16 protein-coding genes and 1 CRISPR repeat array (1 of these 17 running past the window's edge) are annotated in these 19,256 nt (G+C 56.8%); of the genes, 6 read left to right on the forward strand and 10 right to left on the reverse strand.

The window, feature by feature from the left end:
- Window positions 1-749: direct repeats of the CRISPR family, unit length 29 nt; unit sequence GGGCTCATCCCCACGGGTGTGGGGAACAC; it begins 2,270 nt to the left of the window's first position.
- Window positions 750-815: 66 nt separating this feature from the next.
- From cas2e to cas3, 8 genes are read right to left on the reverse strand one after another with little or no spacing between them, the layout of a single operon-like run.
- Window positions 816-1,178 (reverse strand): type I-E CRISPR-associated endoribonuclease Cas2e, encoded by a 363-nt coding sequence (gene cas2e, locus JOE56_RS07155; protein WP_102238436.1) that lies wholly within the window; start codon window positions 1,176-1,178, stop codon window positions 816-818.
- Window positions 1,175-2,122 carry a type I-E CRISPR-associated endonuclease Cas1e gene (gene cas1e / locus JOE56_RS07160; protein WP_204515446.1) on the reverse strand — a complete coding sequence of 316 codons (948 nt, stop codon included), beginning with the start codon at window positions 2,120-2,122 and terminating at the stop codon, window positions 1,175-1,177. The genes cas2e and cas1e overlap by 4 nt, the downstream gene beginning before the upstream one ends.
- 2 nt (window positions 2,123-2,124) lie before the next feature.
- Window positions 2,125-2,832: a type I-E CRISPR-associated protein Cas6/Cse3/CasE gene (gene cas6e / locus JOE56_RS07165; protein WP_204515447.1), complete on the reverse strand. Its 708-nt coding sequence runs from the start codon at window positions 2,830-2,832 to the stop codon at window positions 2,125-2,127.
- Complete coding sequence (gene cas5e / locus JOE56_RS07170; RefSeq protein ID WP_204515448.1) at window positions 2,832-3,536, reverse strand: type I-E CRISPR-associated protein Cas5/CasD; 705 nt, start codon at window positions 3,534-3,536, stop codon at window positions 2,832-2,834. Before cas5e ends, cas6e begins: the two co-directional genes overlap by 1 nt.
- A 1-nt stretch (window position 3,537) precedes the next feature.
- Window positions 3,538-4,680: a type I-E CRISPR-associated protein Cas7/Cse4/CasC gene (gene cas7e, locus JOE56_RS07175; protein ID WP_204515449.1), complete on the reverse strand. Its 1,143-nt coding sequence runs from the start codon at window positions 4,678-4,680 to the stop codon at window positions 3,538-3,540.
- A gap of 26 nt (window positions 4,681-4,706) precedes the next feature.
- The gene (gene casB, locus JOE56_RS07180; protein WP_204515450.1) at window positions 4,707-5,300 is read right to left on the reverse strand and encodes a type I-E CRISPR-associated protein Cse2/CasB; all 594 of its coding nucleotides are present in this window, start codon (window positions 5,298-5,300) and stop codon (window positions 4,707-4,709) included.
- Window positions 5,300-6,943, reverse strand: coding sequence for a type I-E CRISPR-associated protein Cse1/CasA (casA, locus tag JOE56_RS07185; protein WP_204515451.1), 1,644 nt, complete (start codon window positions 6,941-6,943; stop codon window positions 5,300-5,302). Before casA ends, casB begins: the two co-directional genes overlap by 1 nt.
- Window positions 6,940-9,978 carry a CRISPR-associated helicase Cas3' gene (gene cas3, locus JOE56_RS07190; RefSeq protein WP_204515452.1) on the reverse strand — a complete coding sequence of 1,013 codons (3,039 nt, stop codon included), beginning with the start codon at window positions 9,976-9,978 and terminating at the stop codon, window positions 6,940-6,942. The genes casA and cas3 overlap by 4 nt, the downstream gene beginning before the upstream one ends.
- 293 nt (window positions 9,979-10,271) lie before the next feature.
- On the opposite strand from cas3, the gene JOE56_RS07195 reads away from it, so the two are divergent.
- The 6 genes from JOE56_RS07195 (at window position 10,272) to JOE56_RS07220 (ending at window position 17,921) form a co-directional block, all read left to right on the forward strand.
- Window positions 10,272-10,985 (forward strand): peptide deformylase, encoded by a 714-nt coding sequence (locus tag JOE56_RS07195; RefSeq protein WP_204515453.1) that lies wholly within the window; start codon window positions 10,272-10,274, stop codon window positions 10,983-10,985.
- Between the two features lie 51 nt (window positions 10,986-11,036).
- Window positions 11,037-11,897, forward strand: a complete 861-nt coding sequence (locus JOE56_RS07200) for a hypothetical protein (protein ID WP_204515454.1) — start codon at window positions 11,037-11,039, stop codon at window positions 11,895-11,897.
- Window positions 11,894-12,430 carry a peptide-methionine (S)-S-oxide reductase MsrA gene (gene msrA, locus JOE56_RS07205; RefSeq protein WP_204515455.1) on the forward strand — a complete coding sequence of 179 codons (537 nt, stop codon included), beginning with the start codon at window positions 11,894-11,896 and terminating at the stop codon, window positions 12,428-12,430. Before JOE56_RS07200 ends, msrA begins: the two co-directional genes overlap by 4 nt.
- Window positions 12,427-13,680 carry an MFS transporter gene (locus JOE56_RS07210; protein WP_204515456.1) on the forward strand — a complete coding sequence of 418 codons (1,254 nt, stop codon included), beginning with the start codon at window positions 12,427-12,429 and terminating at the stop codon, window positions 13,678-13,680. The genes msrA and JOE56_RS07210 overlap by 4 nt, the downstream gene beginning before the upstream one ends.
- A gap of 106 nt (window positions 13,681-13,786) precedes the next feature.
- A complete protein-coding gene (locus JOE56_RS07215) occupies window positions 13,787-17,152 on the forward strand; it encodes an efflux RND transporter permease subunit (protein WP_204515457.1) in 3,366 nt (1,121 codons plus the stop codon).
- Window positions 17,142-17,921 carry a CPBP family glutamic-type intramembrane protease gene (locus JOE56_RS07220; RefSeq protein WP_204515458.1) on the forward strand — a complete coding sequence of 260 codons (780 nt, stop codon included), beginning with the start codon at window positions 17,142-17,144 and terminating at the stop codon, window positions 17,919-17,921. Before JOE56_RS07215 ends, JOE56_RS07220 begins: the two co-directional genes overlap by 11 nt.
- 27 nt (window positions 17,922-17,948) lie before the next feature.
- On the opposite strand, the gene JOE56_RS07225 is transcribed toward JOE56_RS07220, so the two are convergent.
- Together JOE56_RS07225 and JOE56_RS07230 are read right to left on the reverse strand one after the other, a co-directional pair.
- A complete protein-coding gene (locus JOE56_RS07225) occupies window positions 17,949-18,593 on the reverse strand; it encodes a VOC family protein (RefSeq protein ID WP_204515459.1) in 645 nt (214 codons plus the stop codon).
- Between the two features lie 101 nt (window positions 18,594-18,694).
- Complete coding sequence (locus JOE56_RS07230; protein WP_204515460.1) at window positions 18,695-19,183, reverse strand: inorganic diphosphatase; 489 nt, start codon at window positions 19,181-19,183, stop codon at window positions 18,695-18,697.
- Window positions 19,184-19,256: the final 73 nt, after the last annotated feature.

A 19,256-nucleotide genomic window follows, 5' to 3' on the forward strand; every position in this document is an offset into this window, starting at 1 on the left:
CGGGTGTGGGGAACACACCATGATTTTGTGCTTGCTCAAAAGCTGACCGGGCTCATCCCCACGGGTGTGGGGAACACGTTTGAGCTAAATCAGCCATTTGTTCACGAGTGGGCTCATCCCCACGGGTGTGGGGAACACGCCGACAGGTCGTGGCGCACCGTCACGAACCAGGGCTCATCCCCACGGGTGTGGGGAACACACCACACCTGGGGCGCGCTGACTGACACGCTGGGGCTCATCCCCACGGGTGTGGGGAACACCACAAGCATGGAAGCCGCATGGTAGGCGATGTGGGCTCATCCCCACGGGTGTGGGGAACACCGTTTTGCGATGATTTTTGACTCGGTGTTTTCGGGCTCATCCCCACGGGTGTGGGGAACACGGTGGGGTTGTTGGTGGTGGTGGAACAAGTTTGGGGCTCATCCCCACGGGTGTGGGGAACACCCCGTCGCTATTTTCTCGGTAGTAATCGCGCCAGGCTCATCCCCACGGGTGTGGGGAACACGGATCACCGAAAACCACCCAACCCGCGTCAGAGGGCTCATCCCCACGGGTGTGGGGAACACCCCACGAAGGACATGAAGCAGGGTGACTTGTGGGGCTCATCCCCACGGGTGTGGGGAACACACGTAGGGCAACGCACCGAAACCTATAGGCGCGGGCTCATCCCCACGGGTGTGGGGAACACGCTTTCACGCCGTCTCTGAACCATGCGCATTTGGGCTCATCCCCACGGGTGTGGGGAACACACTAATTGATCAGCAACGATACCAGGATTGCATATCTAGCTCATTCACTTTCGGTTGAAGAAAGACCTACCTATATTTGGAGTACTTAGACGCGTTTCTAATGGCACGCGCTTTGCTCCAACCGCCTTGCATGGTTTTTCGCCCGTACCCGGACTCTGGTGCGGGTCGTCTCATAAAAGTGAGCCCGTCTAAGTCGACAGGTTCCCATTTGTGTTCTTTTGTTCTGAATTGCAACCGTTGCTCGTTTTGCGCTGGCCACACCATGAGCGCTTGCCCGGTGCCTGCTGTTTCTTCGATCCGTTGCCACAGCAGCTCCCTGACTCGCGCACTCACGTTGCCAACGAAAACGCCTGCTGAAACCTCAAGCGCCCACTTGGTTAAGTCGCCTCGTAAGCCGGTTGGGCATGACGAAAGCACAATGACAATCATGAGAACCGCTCCCAATGGTTCTCGCCGCTGGGCAAACGCTGTTCGCCTCGACCAGACCACAGCGACAGCTCATCGTTGTAGAAGTACTCTGGTTCGTCTTCAACCTCGCTAGCTTCTAAAAACAACAACTGCAAGATTTTTACGAGCCTGTCCATCACGCCAGCCCGCACTAAACGGTCACGAAGCAACGCCCTTACCGTACGATCTGGTTGACCGTCTGCATGCGCGACAGCATCAAACGCGGCCGGAATACTCGTCTCTGCTTTCACTAGGTCAGCTACGTCATAAGTAAAACTCTGCGTGTTTCCAACGTGCACGAAACCGAGCCCAGGCGTCATTCCCAGTGCATTGATTACAGCTGTAACTGTTCCGTATAGGCATGCATTCGCTGCTGACAGTGCGCGGTTAATGTCGTCCCCAGCGTCGAACGCCGTGGGGTCGAAGTCACGCCTATCCCACTCAACACCGGTCCGAGCGGACTCATTGCGGTAAAGCGCACGGACTCGAGCTCCTTCGCGCCCCCGCAACTGCTGCATCGTAAGTCCAGATACGTCTTCACCGGGAAACCGCAACTCATACATTTGCCTCGCGACACGCAAACGTTCTGACTGGTTTGAAAACGCTCGAGCTTGAGCTTCAAGCATCCGCGATGATCGGGCAAGGGGCCGGCCGGTGGCATAGCATCGGACCGCCCCTTCCCCAATCCACGCAACGGTGACACCGCAGCTACCTAGCAACGCCACGGCTGCATGGGACGCACGAACCCCGGGCCCGATCAGTAGCGCCCCCACCATTGCAGCTGGAATGTGTACGGTGCCTTGCTGATCTGTTGCCGTAATTGCGTTCGAGTCACGATGTAAGACACACCGCTCGACATACACAAACGACAGCCGATCACGAACTCTGCCTAGCTCCTTTACAGAAGGCGGAACGATCTCAGCCATTGCTACACGCGAGCCAATGTCATAAGACCGCATCCGTACGCTTTAGCTCTCCCCATTCCGTGACAAAGTGCGTGCCTTAACTGTTCGGCATCAGTTACCTCAAGAAGACCCTCGAACGTCGCCACCCGATGCACAACGCGGTCACGGCCTGCATGGCTGTTCTTCCGGTTGAACCGCAGTTCTTCACGACGCACAATGTTCACATTTGCTGGGATTCCGTTCAGCGAAGACTCTTCTCCCACCGCTGTGTTCTGATCATCATGGGTAGAATTTGCGATTCGAAAACCCCACCCTTCTACGCGGTCGAGAAACCACTGCATTTGGTGTTTCGCTGAAACATGCGGAACCTTGTGGCGTCTGCCCTGCTCGTCCTTGATCGCTTTCACCGGATTCAATGTCACTTTGAAAGCAAACTCCTGACCACGCGTCAGACTGTCAAGGAGCCGGACGTAATCCGTAGTCTGGGCAGGGGCTGAAGGCCACCCAACTTGCTCCACAATGTGGTCGAGCCTGGGCAGTACAGGGGTAACTAAATACAGTGCTGTCTCGGTGTCATTGCGGTCAATTCTCCACAAGATTCGACCATCGTCAGAGCTTTGCAAGTGCGGTGGGACCGCCTTTGTCGCCATCCCGTGAGTGATATGTGGATCGGCCAGCATAGCGCGACTCTTCCGCAGCTCAGGATTAATCAGTACTTTGCTGAAATACATCACGCCTCCTGCACTGTCTGGAAAAACGGATCTGCGTACTTCACGCCTACGTCGTTGCGTACGAGCACTGGCTCCGGTCGCACCACTATTCGCGCGTCATACTTGCGATGGCGCGGATCAAAACTCACTGGAACGTCGTAGACTGACTCACCGATTTCACCTGGACGAGCATCACGAGCAATCGGCAATCGCACCTCTGTAGGAGCATTCTTGCGGTACTGCTCAGAGGCTTGCCACGGAGCGGCGGAAAGGTCACGTAAGACCTCCTCGGCATCACCCTTATCTACAAGGCCGCCTACCAGGTTCAGAGGCGCGGGGCATGAACGCCGTCCCATATAGAGCGGAAACTTGGGCTCTCTGAGTGCATCTGACAGGCCGGCTACGAGCTCGTCGTTACCCGTAACAGTGGCCACATAAGCGGCATCAGACCGGTAGTGACGCCACGAAAGGTTCGAGCTCTGGGAGCGCGGAGCGCGTGCAGTGTGGAAGTCTTCGACTAGCTCACCTGGCATGTCGACTCGCACTGCCAAAGAAAGTGCTGCCAAGTCGTCAAGAGATGCTTCACGAGGTCGTCCTTGCGCTGCTGCCAGCAGTCCAAGCACGCCTGATTTGCTGGGCTCTGTTTGCGTCGAGCGTCGACTAAACCGTGATCCCACCCCCCACGACTGCAGTGGACCACTGAGGTTGAGTACAAGAGTTTTCATCTTACTCACCAGCGCGGTCGTTAAGTACCTCAGCAACCGTTTGCGAAATGTCAGCGATGAGCGCTTCAAAGTTCGTTGACTCGCCGAGGTCGTTCAAGCTTTCGTTGGTTGCGTCAGGGGCGATGTACCACGAGTGGCTTGGCACGTAACCGTATAGGTGTGAGACCTGCTGTGCTTCTTTGGCCATTGCACGACCAGCCTTTGTGGCGGTGCTTTCGTCTCCGTCGGGTTTGATTGCAAGTTCGAAAGCGTTGACATAACTGACCGGACGCTTCCGTACGGCTACGCTCACTACGTCAGGAAGTGTGTGTGCTGCAAAGGAATTCTGGTAGCCAGTTGGCAGAGATTGGATGAAGGTGCGGGCGTACGCTTCCACTGCGCGCAGTGTCGCCTCGACGGAGCCGAGGTTGTGCACGAGCTGGTCAATATTCAACGTTGAATAACGGTAGAACGTTGACGACATCATTTCGATAGTGCCCATCATGCCTGCGCCGGTTTCTTCTTCTCGCTCACTTACATCATCGACCGCAGTAAAGAAGTCGAAGTCTGGCTGAGCTTCGGTAACCCCAATCGCGTGTGCTGTCTGGACAGCAGCATCAACGTTAAGTGAAGCGTCATCAGCGAGCATGCGGCCAAACAAGGACACGTCTACGGCATGCTCTGTGTCAATGATTTCCACAACCTCTTTTTTGCTGAATGCTTCCCCATTTTTCTTCACAATGGCATCTGCGAGGCGGTCGAGCTGGTGATTGCCGATGAATACGAGGTAACCAGTTTGTTCGGCGGTAGGAGCGCTGTCTTCGTCGTCGCTCTTCGCGCTTGGTTTGGGAACCGTTAGCTTCAACCCTGCTTTCTTGAATGCGTCGGCTGCCCGTTTCTGTGCGTCTTCCAGACTCACATCTGGGTTGAGTTTAATAACTCGGTCTGCAACCTCGGCGGCGATCTGCTTAGTGCGGATGCCCAGCTGTGAATCGTCGAGCAAGTCTTTGAAATCACGCCGTTGTGCTGATTTCAATGCTTGTGAAGAAATCCTTTGGCGCCGTTTTCCACCAAAAACGGCGCTCTTGGGTGCACCGTCTTCTCCTCGGTTGATGTTTGAAGGAGGAAGGGTTTGAAGTGCGTGAAAGTCGATAAAAGTAGTCATTTTTGAGGTACCTTTCTTTTCTTGTGTTACTTAGATTCGTTCTTTGGAGTAAAAGCGTAGGACTGGTAGAACTGTCGCCCCCATTCGCGCTGTATACCGGGCCGACTGTCTGTGCGCTGTAGGTGTACGAGGTCGTTTGCGAATCGCCCATAATCGAAACCGATGCCGTCAGTACTGAGAAGGCCGACGAGCGAGCGAAGGTGATAGCGCTGAGCATCAAATGTTGTGGCTGTGAGAACGGCATCAAACCGCCTCTTCATGGATGCCGTCCGCTGACGAACAAGCTGTCCCGTGGCCTTTGCGAACGGTATTCCTGGCACGTGCATGGGAGTGTTCTTTCCACGTTGATGCACGGCATAAAGTGTTAACGCGGTGAAAGCTGCCAGTTCGCTGTAGTTGGGTTTGTCAGATGTTCCGGTCCACCGCTCTGGTACAGCTTCCATAGTCATAAACCAGACGTGTGGATTGATACCCGGTTCTTCGTCTACGGCTTTGCGAAGTTCTGCAAGCGCACCGCGTGCGCTGGGGACTCCTGCCAGGTATTGCGCCTGTAGCTTGTAGATCTGTTCGCTGACACGTGACTGCAATGAGTCATCTTTATCTTGGTGCTGCATTCTCATCAGTCCTCATTCTTTTGTGTTAGAGGTTTTTCAACTTGTGTAAGCTCTCGGATTCTTGCGCGAATCCACAGTTCGTACCGTGCGGCATTGTGAAGTGTTTCGTTACCGTTTTCATCGGTAATAACTACTCCAATAGCTGCTCTAGGTCCGGCTGCTTCAACTGCGGCTCGGACTGTTTCAAGCGTCACTGTTCTAACAATTTCAAGCCATCGTTTGAGTGCTTCTTCGGCGTCAAAACCAAGGTTGAGGGTCGAAAGCCAGTGCGTGAACTCAGCTTCTAGTCGGGACATCCACGCCCCTAGAGGAGCTTCGAAGTCGTGGTCAGAAGAGCCACCTAAACTGTGCTCTAAACCGCGGTAGAACCACCGCAAATTGCCACGAAGTTTGAAAACGATGTCGATCGCTTCAAGAGCACTTTGACGCAGACGCTGTCCGTCGTGTGTGAGCAATCCCAGATGGATAGGAAGCGTTTCTGAGATTTCATCTGCGAACGAAGACTGTTGCGCGCCATACGTCATCCCCACTAGCCACAGTCCCACGAGTTTGCCGGCATATGCCTCACCTATCGCAGCTCCAACCTCGCCTCTCAACTGTTCAACCGCAGGCGCCACTTTGTCATTCTGCTGTTGCCCACCGCTCATCAAAGTCGCTTGTACGCCTCGCCATACTGTTAAGTCGGGGTCCAGGTCTCGCGCAAAGTAGACATCGACGCCCTTTTTCGACTTTGCTTTTGAGTAACGCTGGGCGGAGTAGGGCTCACCAAAGCAGTTTTGTGGATTAATACGGTCACCATTTGCGATGAGTACCTCATTCACTGTGGTGCCGTCTGCCGACAGAAAGAGGCGAATGCGACGCTGTTGCCACGTGAGAATATCTACAACCCCGTTAGGCTCAGTGAAGTCCGCCAATGTGCGCGGGTGTGCAGTATCTGGTTCTCTTTCCCACGGTGCTAAATCTTGCGCAATCGCGGATGTGCCATCGGGGAAAATTGCCCTAACTGGCAGGTTGAGAAGTAAAAGGTCTTTGAGCGTAGCTCCGGTAAGTACGGTATGACCTAGATTCCCTGCCCATCCGGGGCCAATTGGGTAACCTTTTCCACCCTTAATCCGTGGGTCGCCTTCGACGCCTGTCTTGATTCCAGAAAAGTCATAAGCTTGTCGGTGCACTAACAAACGTGCTGCTAAATCAAGGGGGAGCTGGTTGGCGGTTTCGCGTGTTTGAGTGGAAAAAAGAGAAGGACCAGCGTCGGGCACGAGCTCTGCTGCTGACTTGTACTCGCCCTTTTTCGTGTGGAGATCAGCCACTTGGAAGAACGGGGTGACTGGCGAAATCAGCCAGAACCTGTCTCGGTGTTCCTCTAGGTACGCGCAAACTTCGTCACCCATTTCGGCGTCGTCGGAGACCGCCTCCCACAGTTCTTTTTCGGAAAGGTCTGCCCATGCGTCGAACTGCCGGATCGTCTGAATACAGATGGTCATGAGAAGACGGAAAATAGCGACGTTTTGAGTCGGCGTCTCTCCGTCGAACGTCGCGAGCTTGTCCCACCTCTTAAATAATTCTTTGAGGCCCACGACCTCGGCGTCTCCGTGCAGGGTTCTCACTTTTATCCATGGCTCATCCAGCAGGTTAAATGTCGGTTTCATGAAAGATCGCCTCCGCAGTCGTAGGGATAGTCGAGGTGTTCGTCATAGAAATCTCCTTCGGGTGCTCGCGTTACAAAATCAAACTCATTAACGTGATCAGGTTGGACGAATCCAGTAGCAGGTAGATAAAAGAAGTTTCGGCCCAAGAGTTGTCCGCTGAAATCATGTCCGACGCGCAGCAATAGCTGGCCTCTCAGACGAAAATCGTCTTGCCACGCGGCAACGCCTTGTGCCTCTAATTCGTCAATCGCAGGATCAATAGACCACTCGGGCACTAGCCAGTGCGGAATCTTGACTACTGATTCGGCGAGCAGACGGGAAATTTTCCGAGGTGGCAGTTGGGTTTCGCTTAGTGGCACCAGTTCTGTTTCGTTGTCGAGTAGCCATGGCAACGGGTAAATGTATCCGTCGTTTTCCCAAAGCAGGATTGCTTCCAGCGTAGGCTGGATATCGCGCACACTTGCGACGGCTTTACGTTGATCTCGATCAGCATCGAGCTTGCTAGCAGAGCCAAGCGCTTGTGTCAGATCAGCTCCAGCTTTCCGCGGAGTCGGCATCTGAAACTTTTCCGCGCGTACTCGTGCTTCCTTCTTATCGTGGTCGTAGGCTTTCTTGGCCTCTTCAAAACGAGTGGCCCACACTTCTGGAATGTCTGGTGTATGCGTATAGACGGCTTCAATTTTCGGATAAAGGTCGTGCCTAATGCACCAAGGGGAACCGTTAACGTGAGTACGCAGAACAGCAGCTGTGGCGAGGAGCAAGTACTGCCCATAAATTTTCTGTGCACCTGATTCGAATTCTGGAACGGTGGCAGACGAAATTCCATCGCGGTCGAGTCCTCGCACTAGCATTTCGGGTTCTCGCAAGGTCAGGGGCCGGTCGTGCGCAGGTCTCCCATGACGATGGAGTCGTCCAGCACGTTGGGCCAACAGGTCAACCGGCGCGAAGTCTGAAACTAGCAGGTCGAAGTCGACGTCAAGAGACTGCTCTAACACCTGTGTGCCAACCACAAGGCGCCGGAAAGGCCGTTGAGTTTGTGCGTCAGAAGGTTGCCTGCGCCCATTTTTACCGAGGTCGTTTACAAGTTGGCGTTCAAGGCTCGATCTTTCGGCGATGGTAAGTTGCGAATGAAGCAATACGACATCTTCGCCGTATTCCTTCCTGAGCGCAGAGAACGCTTGTTGTGCCCTAGAGACGGTGTTGCATACAACTCCCACAACCCCTCCGTCCCTTAGCCGGGTGGAAAGCGCGGACTGCAAATCCTCCAATGAGTCTTCAAGAGTCGTCAGGCGTACCTCTCTGGACTTCTTTTCAGCCTCGACGGGCATACGTTTTGTGCCAGCCTGTGAGGTGACGGAAACTGATGGGAAAGTGAACGTTTCAGTCGGTTGGGGCAGTTCAACCTTTCGTTTCACCCGCTTGCCCTGCGTGGGCTTTTTCTGCTCGACTCCCTCCGTATAAGCTTTCTCAAATTCAGACTGAACCGACGACGCGAGGGTCGCAGACAACAAGATGACGCTGGTTCCGTGAGCTGCGAGCCATGTGAGGGTTTTCTCCAGGTACGAGCGGGTGTAGTGGTCATACGAGTGAACCTCGTCAATGATGACGATTTTCCCCGCAAGTCCAAAATGCCTGAGCGCGACGTACCTGCTTTGGAGCGCCAGCATGAGGACTTGATCTACCGTCGAAACAGTAAATTCAGAAAGTAGCCCTTTACGCCCGCTGAACCATTGATGGGCAATCACTTCATCATGGTCGGTCCCGTCACTAATCGCACGTGTGCGATGGATGAGCGACTCAAACTCAGGACTCAAATGCGCGTTTGAGTGCATGAGGCGAAGAGAATGTGGTGACTCTTGATCCAGCGACTCCACCCAGTGAGTAATGCGGGGCAACATTGCATTTGAGGTCACTTGGCTAGGCAAAGCGAAGGCAGTTCCACCTGCGCCCGTATGCCCCGCTGAAATTTCGGCTGCGAGTAGCGCGGCCTCAGTCTTCCCTCGCCCCATTTCGTCGCAAATGATGAATAGCGCGGGTCCCGTTTGTTCCATAGCTGCTTCAACTGCGACCTGCTGACACTCACGCAGATGAGAGCCTTGGGGCCACCCAAACCGTCGTTCAAATGGTGGCACGGCGTCGCGTTTTGCTCTCCACGGAGGTGTAAGAGCAAGCTGTTCCAAAGCATCGCTTGCGCGTGACTGGTCGGATGTGTGGCGCCCACTTTCGGTAAGTTCGAACAGTTCTTGGTTCGACGCGATCCAGTCTGCAATGCTTACGAGCCCGGCCAAAAGCATCTGGTCGGTGATGTCTAGACCGCCTTGGTTCAGAACCTGTGCAAGCGCCGAAGTTGCCTGTGTGCGTTCGAGGATGTCCTCGACGAGTTCGCTCCATGCGTGTGCCCATACGGGGCCATGACGGTCAAGGTACTGGTTAACGGTAGTTAGACGTTCACCACCTAATGGGCCGTCATGCATGGGTAGTTCGCTGGGGCGGCCATGATGAGCGCCAGCCGCCGAGGTGAGAGTGCAGATCGCTGTGTACTCAGCCTCAGGGAATATGCGGGCGAGCTCTCGTCTGAGAATGGCGTCAGAGGCCAAACTGTGTGGCGGTTTAAAGGCAGGGTTCACAAAAGGGGTGAAACTGTCGTGTGACATAGCGCGCCGAGCTTGATTCGCCAACCACTCCAGTTCGGGGACGTCCGCAATTTGATCCGTAAACGTTTTTGTCGCTTTACCGGCATCATGCGTTCCCGTGAGAAATCCGATCAGGGACGTAAGTTGTTTTTGAGTGAGTCGGTTTTTCCGGCAAAGGCGCTCACGTACTGACTCCGGAATCCAAGAAGCAGAAAGGGTCATACCTACATCTGCGCTGTCACGCAAATGCTGTGGAACCGAAAGCCAAAGAGACTCGCGCAGGTGTGCGAATGACGGGTCAGCACTATTGAAGGTCTTAGCCCAAAGCAAAAGCGCTGGACTCGTAGGGGATAGTGCCACATCTGCCTCCGGTTGCTTCGTTTCCGGGATGTTTAGAATCATCGTACACCAAACATTGATATTGGACTTCGTCAAACACTAAAGAGTTAAAAAATAATTTAGTTCGAGGTTACCGCATGACTTGAACCGGAAACGAAATGCGAACGGGCGCCTTGAAAGTAGGCGCCCGTATCCCCACAGAGGTGGGGAGTAGATCGTCTTTGGTACTTCTTCAAAAACGAAAGATGGCTCATGCCACGTGCGCGGCAAAAGAAACGCGTGGTTCCATATATTCAGTAGCCATGCTTCCCCAGCGTCTCAAACGTTCTTTGCTCAACACAAGTAGAGTTACACCCGTGAATACTTCCATGACTCAGCCACGCTCCAATGACGGAAGCCATGGCAACGAGATCTCGGCGCAGACCATCCGCGAACAAGTCGACCGGGCCCTAACCGCGGCTGCGAACAACGACGGCGTCATCCCCATCGTCACCGCAGGTGACCCCGTTTTGCGCACCACCACCGCGCGCTTTGACGGCCAGATCGACGACGCGACCCTGCTGGAACTGCTCACCGCCATGCGCACCACCATGCTCGCAGCCCCCGGCGTGGGACTCGCTGCCCCACAAATCGGCATCAGCCTCAGACTCGCCGTGTGCGAAGACCCGGGCACCACCTCGGCCGAACATGCGACAGCCCGCGAACGCACACCCCTGCCATTCACCGCACTCATCAACCCCACCTACAAGCCCGCCACCGACCAACTCGTCGCCTTCTACGAAGGGTGCCTCTCCATCCCCGGCTACCAAGCCGTCGTGGCGCGCCCGCGCACCATCGCCCTGACCGCACACGACCACGAAGGCGCCACCATCACCAAGGACATCACCGGCTGGGCCGCGCGCATCATCGCACACGAAACCGACCACCTCGACGGCATCCTCTACCTGGACAAAGCCGAAATGCGCTCCCTGGCCACCGACGAACAAGTCGCGCGCTGGTGGAACCAACCCACCACACAACAGGCAGCTGCCGCTCTGGGCTTCGAACTGCCCGCCCCACCGGCCCTGTAAACCACCAGCCCGCCAGCCCTCCACGCCGCCCCACAAACTCAAGGACACTCCATGACCACATACATTCCCGACGACGTTCCGCCGTCGCGCGCACTTGACCGCGTCCTCGACATCGCCAACGCGGGGCTGTCCGCGGTCCGCTCACATCACGTGCCCGCCAAATACCAGCCCGCGCTGCGGCTAGGCACGTCACTGGCTACAGGGCTCGTGGCAGCCGGTTACGTGCTCAACACCCGGGACATCTGCCGCACCTCCGCTGGCACCATCGCAGGTCTTGGCGCAGCCACGGCCGCCCTCACCTACGCCACCTGGGGGCTCTCCGACCGCGTTGACAAGGCTGTGGACCGGCGCCTGCGCGCGTGGGGTATCCCCGCTCCCGAGGTGGCAACCGGCCTGGCAGCGTTCATCGCCTTGCGAGCGTTTTCGGCGTGGGATGAACGGCAAGAAAGCGACTTCGAATGGATGGCGGTCGCTGGCGAGGGCTACGAACGTGACTTGCCCAGTGACCTCCGCGACTTTCTCACCGGTTTTGCGCACCCTGAACTCAACCTCACTCCGGGTGCGGCCCAGGCGCTTGCCACTCAGGTCCAGGTCTTGCGTGCGACCATCTATGTCCCGTCGGACCAGGACTTTTCAAACTTCCTCGACGACTGTTACCTTGAACTCACACTTCCAGCAGATGCAGACGTCAGCTTGATTACCCCGCGAACACACACTTACCCCGTTTACGCCCGCGCTACTTTCAACGGTGTTGAACACCGCCTGAACCTTGAGGTGCGCGAAGGCTACGCATCCGAGTTGCAGCTTGCTGAATTTGACGAAGAGTCGCCTACGCTGTCCGAGTGGATTACCGCATACCGCGCCGGCGCAGTTGAGTTCATCAGCGAGTTCGAAGAGGAGACCGCCCAGTGACCCACGATCATTACCGCACCATCACCTTGGCGAACGGGTGTTTCTGGTGCTTCGACGCCGTGGTGCGCCGCGCACGTGGCGTCATCGACGCGGTGTCCGGGTACACCGGTGGCCACGTGGACAACCCCACCTACCGCCAAGTCTGCGCTGGTACCACCGGTCACGCTGAAGCCGTCGCTGTCACCTACGACCCAGACATCATTCCCGAACACGTCATCCTTGGCATGTTCTTCACCACCCACGACCCCACCAGCCTCAACCGCCAAGGCCACGACGTGGGCACCCAGTACCGGTCCGCCATGTTCTACCAGGACCGGGACCAAAAGGAACGCTTCCAGCACGCCATCGACCAGGCCCAGCAGTTCTACGACCGCCCAATCGTGACCACACTCGAACCACTGAGCACGTTCTTCCCCGCAGACTACATGCACCAGGACTTCTATAGTCGTAACCCCAGCAACGGGTACTGCTCATTCGTCATCGACCCCAAACTGGCGCAGGCACGCCAACAGTGGGCAGACTGGATCCAATGACACAAAAGCAACCCAAAACCGCCATCCCAGCCGACATCTGGGTCATGGTCATCGCCGCGTTCATCGTGGCTATTGGTTACGGAATCATCGCGCCGGTCTTGCCGCAGTTCGCAAGCTCGTTCAACGTTGGCGAAACCGCCGCCGCGGTTGTTGTCAGCGCGTTCGCATTCTTCCGCTTAGTGTCCGCCCCAGCAGGCGGCTCCCTAGTAAACCGCCTGGGCGAACGCCCCATCTACGTCACCGGCCTGCTCATCGTGGCCGCATCAACCTACGCCGTAGCGTTCGCCCAGACCTACTGGCAACTCCTCATCTTCCGTGGCCTAGGTGGCTTGGGCTCCACCATGTTCACGGTGTCGGCCATGGCTATCATCGTGAAACTCGCCCCACCTCACGCCCGCGCCCGAGCCACCGGCCTCTACGCCACCTCATTCCTTATCGGCAACATCGCCGGGCCCATCGTGGGTGGTCTGCTTGCCGGATTTGGGCTCAAGGTTCCCTTCATCATTTATGGCACCGGACTGGTGATTGCCGCCGCCGTCGTCCACGTGAAGCTGGCAAGCTCCACCCGGGTTGCCCGCGCCGAGGTGCGCGCCACCGTATCCCCAGGCGACACCTCCCAGCGTGACACCTCCAGTGCCACCCTGGCGCCCATGCGCGTGCGTGAAGCGTGGCAGGTGCCGGCCTACCGTGCCGCCCTCCTTGGTGCCACAGTGTCCGGGTGGTCGGCCATGGGGATCCGCGTCGCGATCTACCCGCTGTTCGCCCTGAGCGTTCTCAAGGTGGGCCCCGAAGCCGCCGGGCTGGCTCTCACATTCTTCGCACTGGGCAACGCAATCGCCATCAACGCCTCGTCCCGATTCGCCGACACCTACGGCCGCGTCCCATTTGTATCCGCCGGTTTCGCTGTCATGGGAATTGCCACCCTGCTCTTAGGAGTCTGGCCCAACCTGCCCATGTTCCTTGCCTTGTCTACCGTTGCCGGTATGGGCGCAGGACTCATTATGCCCGCGCAGCAAGCCGCAATTGCCGATGTCGTCGGCAGTGAGCGCCCCTCTGGAAAAGTGCTTTCACGTTTCCAAATGGCCATGGACTTCGGCTCGATCGTGGGCCCAATCGCCACCGCTGCACTCGCCCAGAACGTGTCCTACGCGGTGGCATTCGCCGTTGCCGGCGCGTTCTGTCTACTGGCAAGTGTGGTGTGGCTGTGTACGCCCGAACCCATGAACAAGCCGTCCCGCAACAAGCGGTAGCGCAGAAATGCAGACAACCTGATGTGAAGTGTGGGGAAAACCGCACCATGTGACGCCCGCCCCAAACATAGGATTGAGCTGAAGCCCAGATCTGAAAGAGGAACTTGTGAAACATCTTGTGAGACTGAGCTTGCGAAACCGCTCGCTCATTGCGCTTGTCACTGTCGTCGCCATCATCTTTGGAACCATCGCCACGTTCAGTCTCAAGAAGGAACTTTTCCCTTCCTTTAACGTGCCGCAGGCGCTTGTGCTCAGTCAGTACCCTGGCGCCGCCCCCGAGGCGGTCGAACGGGAAGTGACGGACCCTCTGGAGTCCGCTCTGGCTGGCGTGCAGTCGGTGGACGAGGTGTCCTCGTCATCGTCCACGGGAAACAGCCAGATCACGGTCGAAACGAAGTACGGTACCTCCTCGGACGACGTCGTTCGCGAGCTCCAGCGTGCCGTTTCGCAAGTCGAAAGCGAACTTCCCGACGGCGTGACCCCCACCGTGGTCGCCGGGTCAGTTGATGACTTCCCAGTCCTCGTCATGTCCGTGTCCGGTGACGACGTTGAAAAGCTGTCGAAGGACCTCGAGGACATCGCTGTCCCAGAGATCAAGAAGATTGACGGTGTTCGCGACGCCTCCGTTTCGGGCCAAAAGCAAAAACAAGTTGAGATCCGCGTCAAGTCAAAACAGATGAAAGACAAGGGCGTTCAGCTGGATGAACTCGCCCAGATCCTCAAAACCAATGGTGTTCCGGTTTCTGCCGGTGAGCTCAAGGCATCGAACGGCGCCGCGCCCGTTGAAGTGGGAAAGCGTCTCACCAGCGTTGAAGACATTAAGAACCTCTACGTCACGGGTGAAATGAACGGCAAGCCAAAGCCCATCAAGGTCCGCGATGTCGCCGACATTGAACTCAAGGACGAACCCACCACGTCGATCTCTCGATCAAACGGTAAAGACGCTCTGACGCTTCAAGTGCTCAAGAAACCGGACGCCAACACGGTAGACGTGGCTGAAGGCGTTCAAGACGCTTTGCCTGAGCTGGAAACGAAGATCGGCAACAATGTCGAGTTCACCACGGTCTTCGACCAGTCGCCGTTCATCAACCAGTCCATCGAAGACCTGGTGCGCGAAGGTGGCCTGGGCCTGATCTTCGCCGTCCTGGTCATCCTGGTGTTCCTGCTGTCATTCCGCGCAACCGCAATTACAGCGATCTCCATTCCGCTGTCCTTGCTGGTCACCATGATCGCGATCTGGCGCACCGGCTACTCGCTGAACATGCTCACGCTGGCAGCACTGACCATGTCGATCGGTCGTGTTGTGGATGACTCGATCGTGGTCATTGAATCTATCCGCCGTCGCCAAACCTTGGGTGGTACAAAGTTCGCGAACATCTACGCCGCCGTATCCGAGGTCGCCGGCGCCATTACCTCGTCCACCCTGACCACGGTCGCGGTGTTCATTCCGCTCGCGTTCATCACAGGACAGACCGGTGAGCTGTTCCGTCCATTCGCGCTCACCACCTCGATCGCGCTGTTGTCCTCGCTGCTGGTGTCACTCACCATCGTTCCGGTGCTGGCGTACTGGTTCCTGCGTGCGCGTGAATCGCGCGTCAAGCTCACCCGCTCGGACAAGAAGGAAATCCGTTCCCTGCGCAAGGAAAACCTCAAGCAGTGGAAGAAGGAACGCAAGGAAAGCCGCAAGCGTGCGCGCGCCGGGGGAACCGGGCCGCGCAGGGCCACCTCGGAAATGCCCGTGGTTGGCAAGACCGCGGCCTCTGTGTTGGGTGAAGATGAAGGTTCCGCCGCCGAGGTCGACGAACTCGCCAGCCTCAAGCCACCTGTGACTCGCCTCCAGAAGACCTACACGCCCGTAGTGGGTTGGGCTACCCGTCACCCAGTCATCACGATTGTGGTCAGTGTGGTCCTGCTCATTGGAACCTTGGCCATGACCCCGCTGCTCAAGACCGAATTCTTGGGTGACACCGGCGAAGACACCGTTCAAGCTCAGCAGACGTTTGAGCCCGGCGTTGGTCTAGAGGAAGCCGGCAAACAGGCAGAAAAAGTCGAAGAAGTGCTTTCGAAGACGCCTGGTGTGGAGTCCTACCAGTTCTCCATCGGTGACGCAGGACTGTCGTTTGGCAGTGACGGAGGCGGACTTTCTGGAGACTACTTCATCAACCTCGAAACGGGGGCAAACACCTCGGAGGTATCTGCCGACATCCAAAAACGCTTCGACGAACTTGACGGTGTAGGCGAACTCGAAGTCAGGTCCTCCAACGCAGGACCCGGTGGGGACTCGATCGACCTGACACTCACCTCGAACGACTCGAAAGCCCTGGAAGACGGTGTCAAGAAACTGACGGAAGAGCTTAAGGACGTCGACGGCGTGCAAACCGTCACCAACGACCTGCAAGCCGTGCAGCCAATTGTTCAGGTCACTGTTGACGTGAAGAAGGCTCAAGAAAAGGGCCTGACCGAAGCTCAAGTCAGTGAGTACGTACAGCGTGCGGTGGAAGGTCAGGACATCGGTGACCTCATCATCGACTCGTCAACACGAAGCGTGAAACTGTTTGACGGATCCGCTGATACCGTCGAAAAACTGGAAGACCTCAAGATTCCGTACACGGAGCAGACGGTTCAGGCTTCTCCAGTTCCGGGAATGCCTGGAACGCCAACGACGAAAAACAAGAAGATCAAACTGTCCAAGATCGCCAAGGTCGAAGAAGTGAAGACCGCGCCGGTGATTCGCCACTCTGGTGGACTGCGATCCGCGCAGGTAAGCGTCACACCTACAGGCGATAACCTGGGTCAGGTTGTTCAAAACGTCAACCAGAAAGTCGACGAAACCGAACTGCCCAGTGGCGTAACTCAGGCCACGTCTGGTGTGGGTGCCGAACAGGCCGATGCGTTCAAGCAGATGGGTCTGGCCATGCTGGCCGCGATCCTGATCGTGTTCGTGATCCTTGTGGCAACGTTTAAGAGTCTGATCCAGCCGCTCATCCTCCTGGTCTCGATCCCATTCGCGGCCACCGGATCGATTGGGCTTCTGTTGCTGACAGACACTCCACTGGGACTGGCCTCGTTGATTGGTCTGCTTATGCTGATCGGTGTCGTGGTCACTAACGCGATCGTGTTGATCGACCTCATCAACCACTTCCGTGCCCACGGCGTGGACCTGCGTACCGCGGTGATCAACGGTGCTCGCTTGAGGTACCGCCCCATCATCATGACCGCTGCTGCGACGATCTTCGCGCTGATTCCGATGGCACTTGGACTCACCGGCGGTGGTGGCGTGTTCATCTCCAAGCCACTTGCCATGGTGGTGATCGGTGGACTTGTGAGCTCGACCCTGCTGACCCTGATCCTGGTGCCCGTGCTGTACCAGCTGATCGAAGGCTTCAAGGAACGTCGACGCGAAAAGAAGATCATCAAGGAAATGGCCCGGTCCAGCGTGATCGACAAGGCCGAAGCACGTAGTGAAAGCTGACCGTTCCCGCTGGGGAACTGAGCTCGCGCTGATCGCGGCTGTCTCACTGGGGCAGTCCGCGATCTACGCGATTGTGCGCTTAGTCGACATCACCACCCGTGGTCCCATCTCTGACGCACAGGCCAAACTCAACACCTCGGAGTCCGTCCGCCCGTTCTTTGACCTGGTGTACCAGCTACTAGGAATCGGGTTTGCGGTGGTGCCGGTTGTCTTTGCGCTGTGGCTCATGAACCGCGACCGGGACACCGCCCCATCCACCCCGTCACTGCGGGCGCGCATGGGGTGGCCCGGCAGTTCACGCGACTGGCTGGTTCAAGTTCTTTGGGGTGTGGGCCTGTTTGTGGTGATCGGGGTGGGCACTCTGGGCATCTACTTCCTTGGCCGCACCCTGGGGATCACAGCAGAGATCAAGCCCAGCAACTTAGGCGCGTACTGGTGGACCGTTCCCGTGCTCATCTTGCACGCACTCAAGAACGGGGTTTTAGAAGAGGTCCTGCTTCTGGGCTACGCAACCGACCGTCTACAGAAAATGAGCATAAGCCCGTGGGTGACACTTGTCGCCCTGGCACTGTTCCGAGGTTCCTATCACCTGTACCAGGGGATCGGACCCTTTGTGGGCAACGTGCTAATGGGCCTGCTTTTTGGATACCTGTTCTTCTTTGGCCCACGGTCCGCCCGCGGAACCGTGATGCCTTATGTGTGGGCGCACACGTTCATCGACGCGGTGGGCTTCATCGCACCTGGGATACTGCAGGCTGTGGACGCGTAAAACGCCTCGCTTTAAACGGCGCTTGTCTTAAACGACAACCTCGCCCTGCGGTGTGGTGAACGTCACCGAAATGAGTCCAGGCGCCGCATTGGGTGCCGTCCAGTCGATCCCAATTTCTGGAATCGGCTTAGGGTCGTCGGTACCCAACCAGTCACGCACCCTGTCGCGGTTACCCGCAATCTGCAAGGACTTGATCGCAACGTCGCTGCTAGGTGATTTCCAATGCGCCGGGTGATCAGCTGTAGGGGACAGCCAGTGAATGAAGTACGGCAACTGAGGGTCTGCCATGAGCCCCTTGACGCCGATCTGCTTCCACTCGAGTTCCGGCCCGCCCACGGCCTGACGGTTACCGTCAACAGCCTTGCGTCCCAAACGCTCTTCTACGCTGGACAGGTCGTCGGTGCGGACACACCAACCCATCCAGCCACCACCCAGTTCAGACCGTGCTCGCACAGCCTGCCCGTACGGAGTTGCTAGAGCTGCTGGGTGCTCAAGGGCTTCCACCACTTCAACGTAGTGACCACGCGTGAGCGGGAAGATGAGGTTACGAGTTCCGAACCGTGGATGCACTCCACCGTCGTAAAAGGACAATCCAAGTTTCTCAGCCAAACGTTCTGCCGTTGCCTGATATCCGTCTGACTGTGCCGCAAACGAAAGATGATCCAAGTGCATGTGTGTACTGTGACACACGGCATTTGGATCATCTTGTTAGGTCACCCTAACTATGAGACTGTCTGCTGGCGCTCCGCGTGAGTGAAGCGCGAACCTTTAGCTTAGTGACCTTCGGACTTGAAGCGTTCGATCGATTCGTTCACGATGCGCTCAGCCTCTTCACGGCCAGCCCATTCGGATCCCTTGACGAACTTGCCTGGCTCAAGGTCCTTGTAGTGAACGAAGAAGTGCTCAATCGCGTCGAGCTGGAACTTCGAAATGTCCTTCACGTCAGTGATGTCTTCGAAGCGTGGGTCGTCAGCGAGAACGGCCAGAACCTTGTCGTCGCCACCAGCTTCGTCAACCATCTTGAAAACGCCAATCGGACGAGCGTCGAGCTGGCAACCAGGGAACACCGATTCGTGGAGCAGAACCAGAACGTCAAGCGGGTCACCGTCTTCACCCAGGGTGTCTTCGAAGTACCCGTAGTCCGTGGGGTAAGCCATTGAGGTAAACAGGTAACGGTCCAGCTTGACCCGTCCGGTTTCGTGATCCACTTCGTACTTGTTGCGCGAACCGGCAGGAATTTCAATTGTGGCCAAAAGCTCCATGAATGCTCCATTTCTGGCTAGTAGGCATGCGCGAAAACGCGCCTGAGAGGTACCTCCCTTAGCATAGAGAATA

This window comes from Brevibacterium paucivorans (genome assembly GCF_016907735.1).
GTDB lineage: Bacteria > Actinomycetota > Actinomycetes > Actinomycetales > Brevibacteriaceae > Brevibacterium > Brevibacterium paucivorans.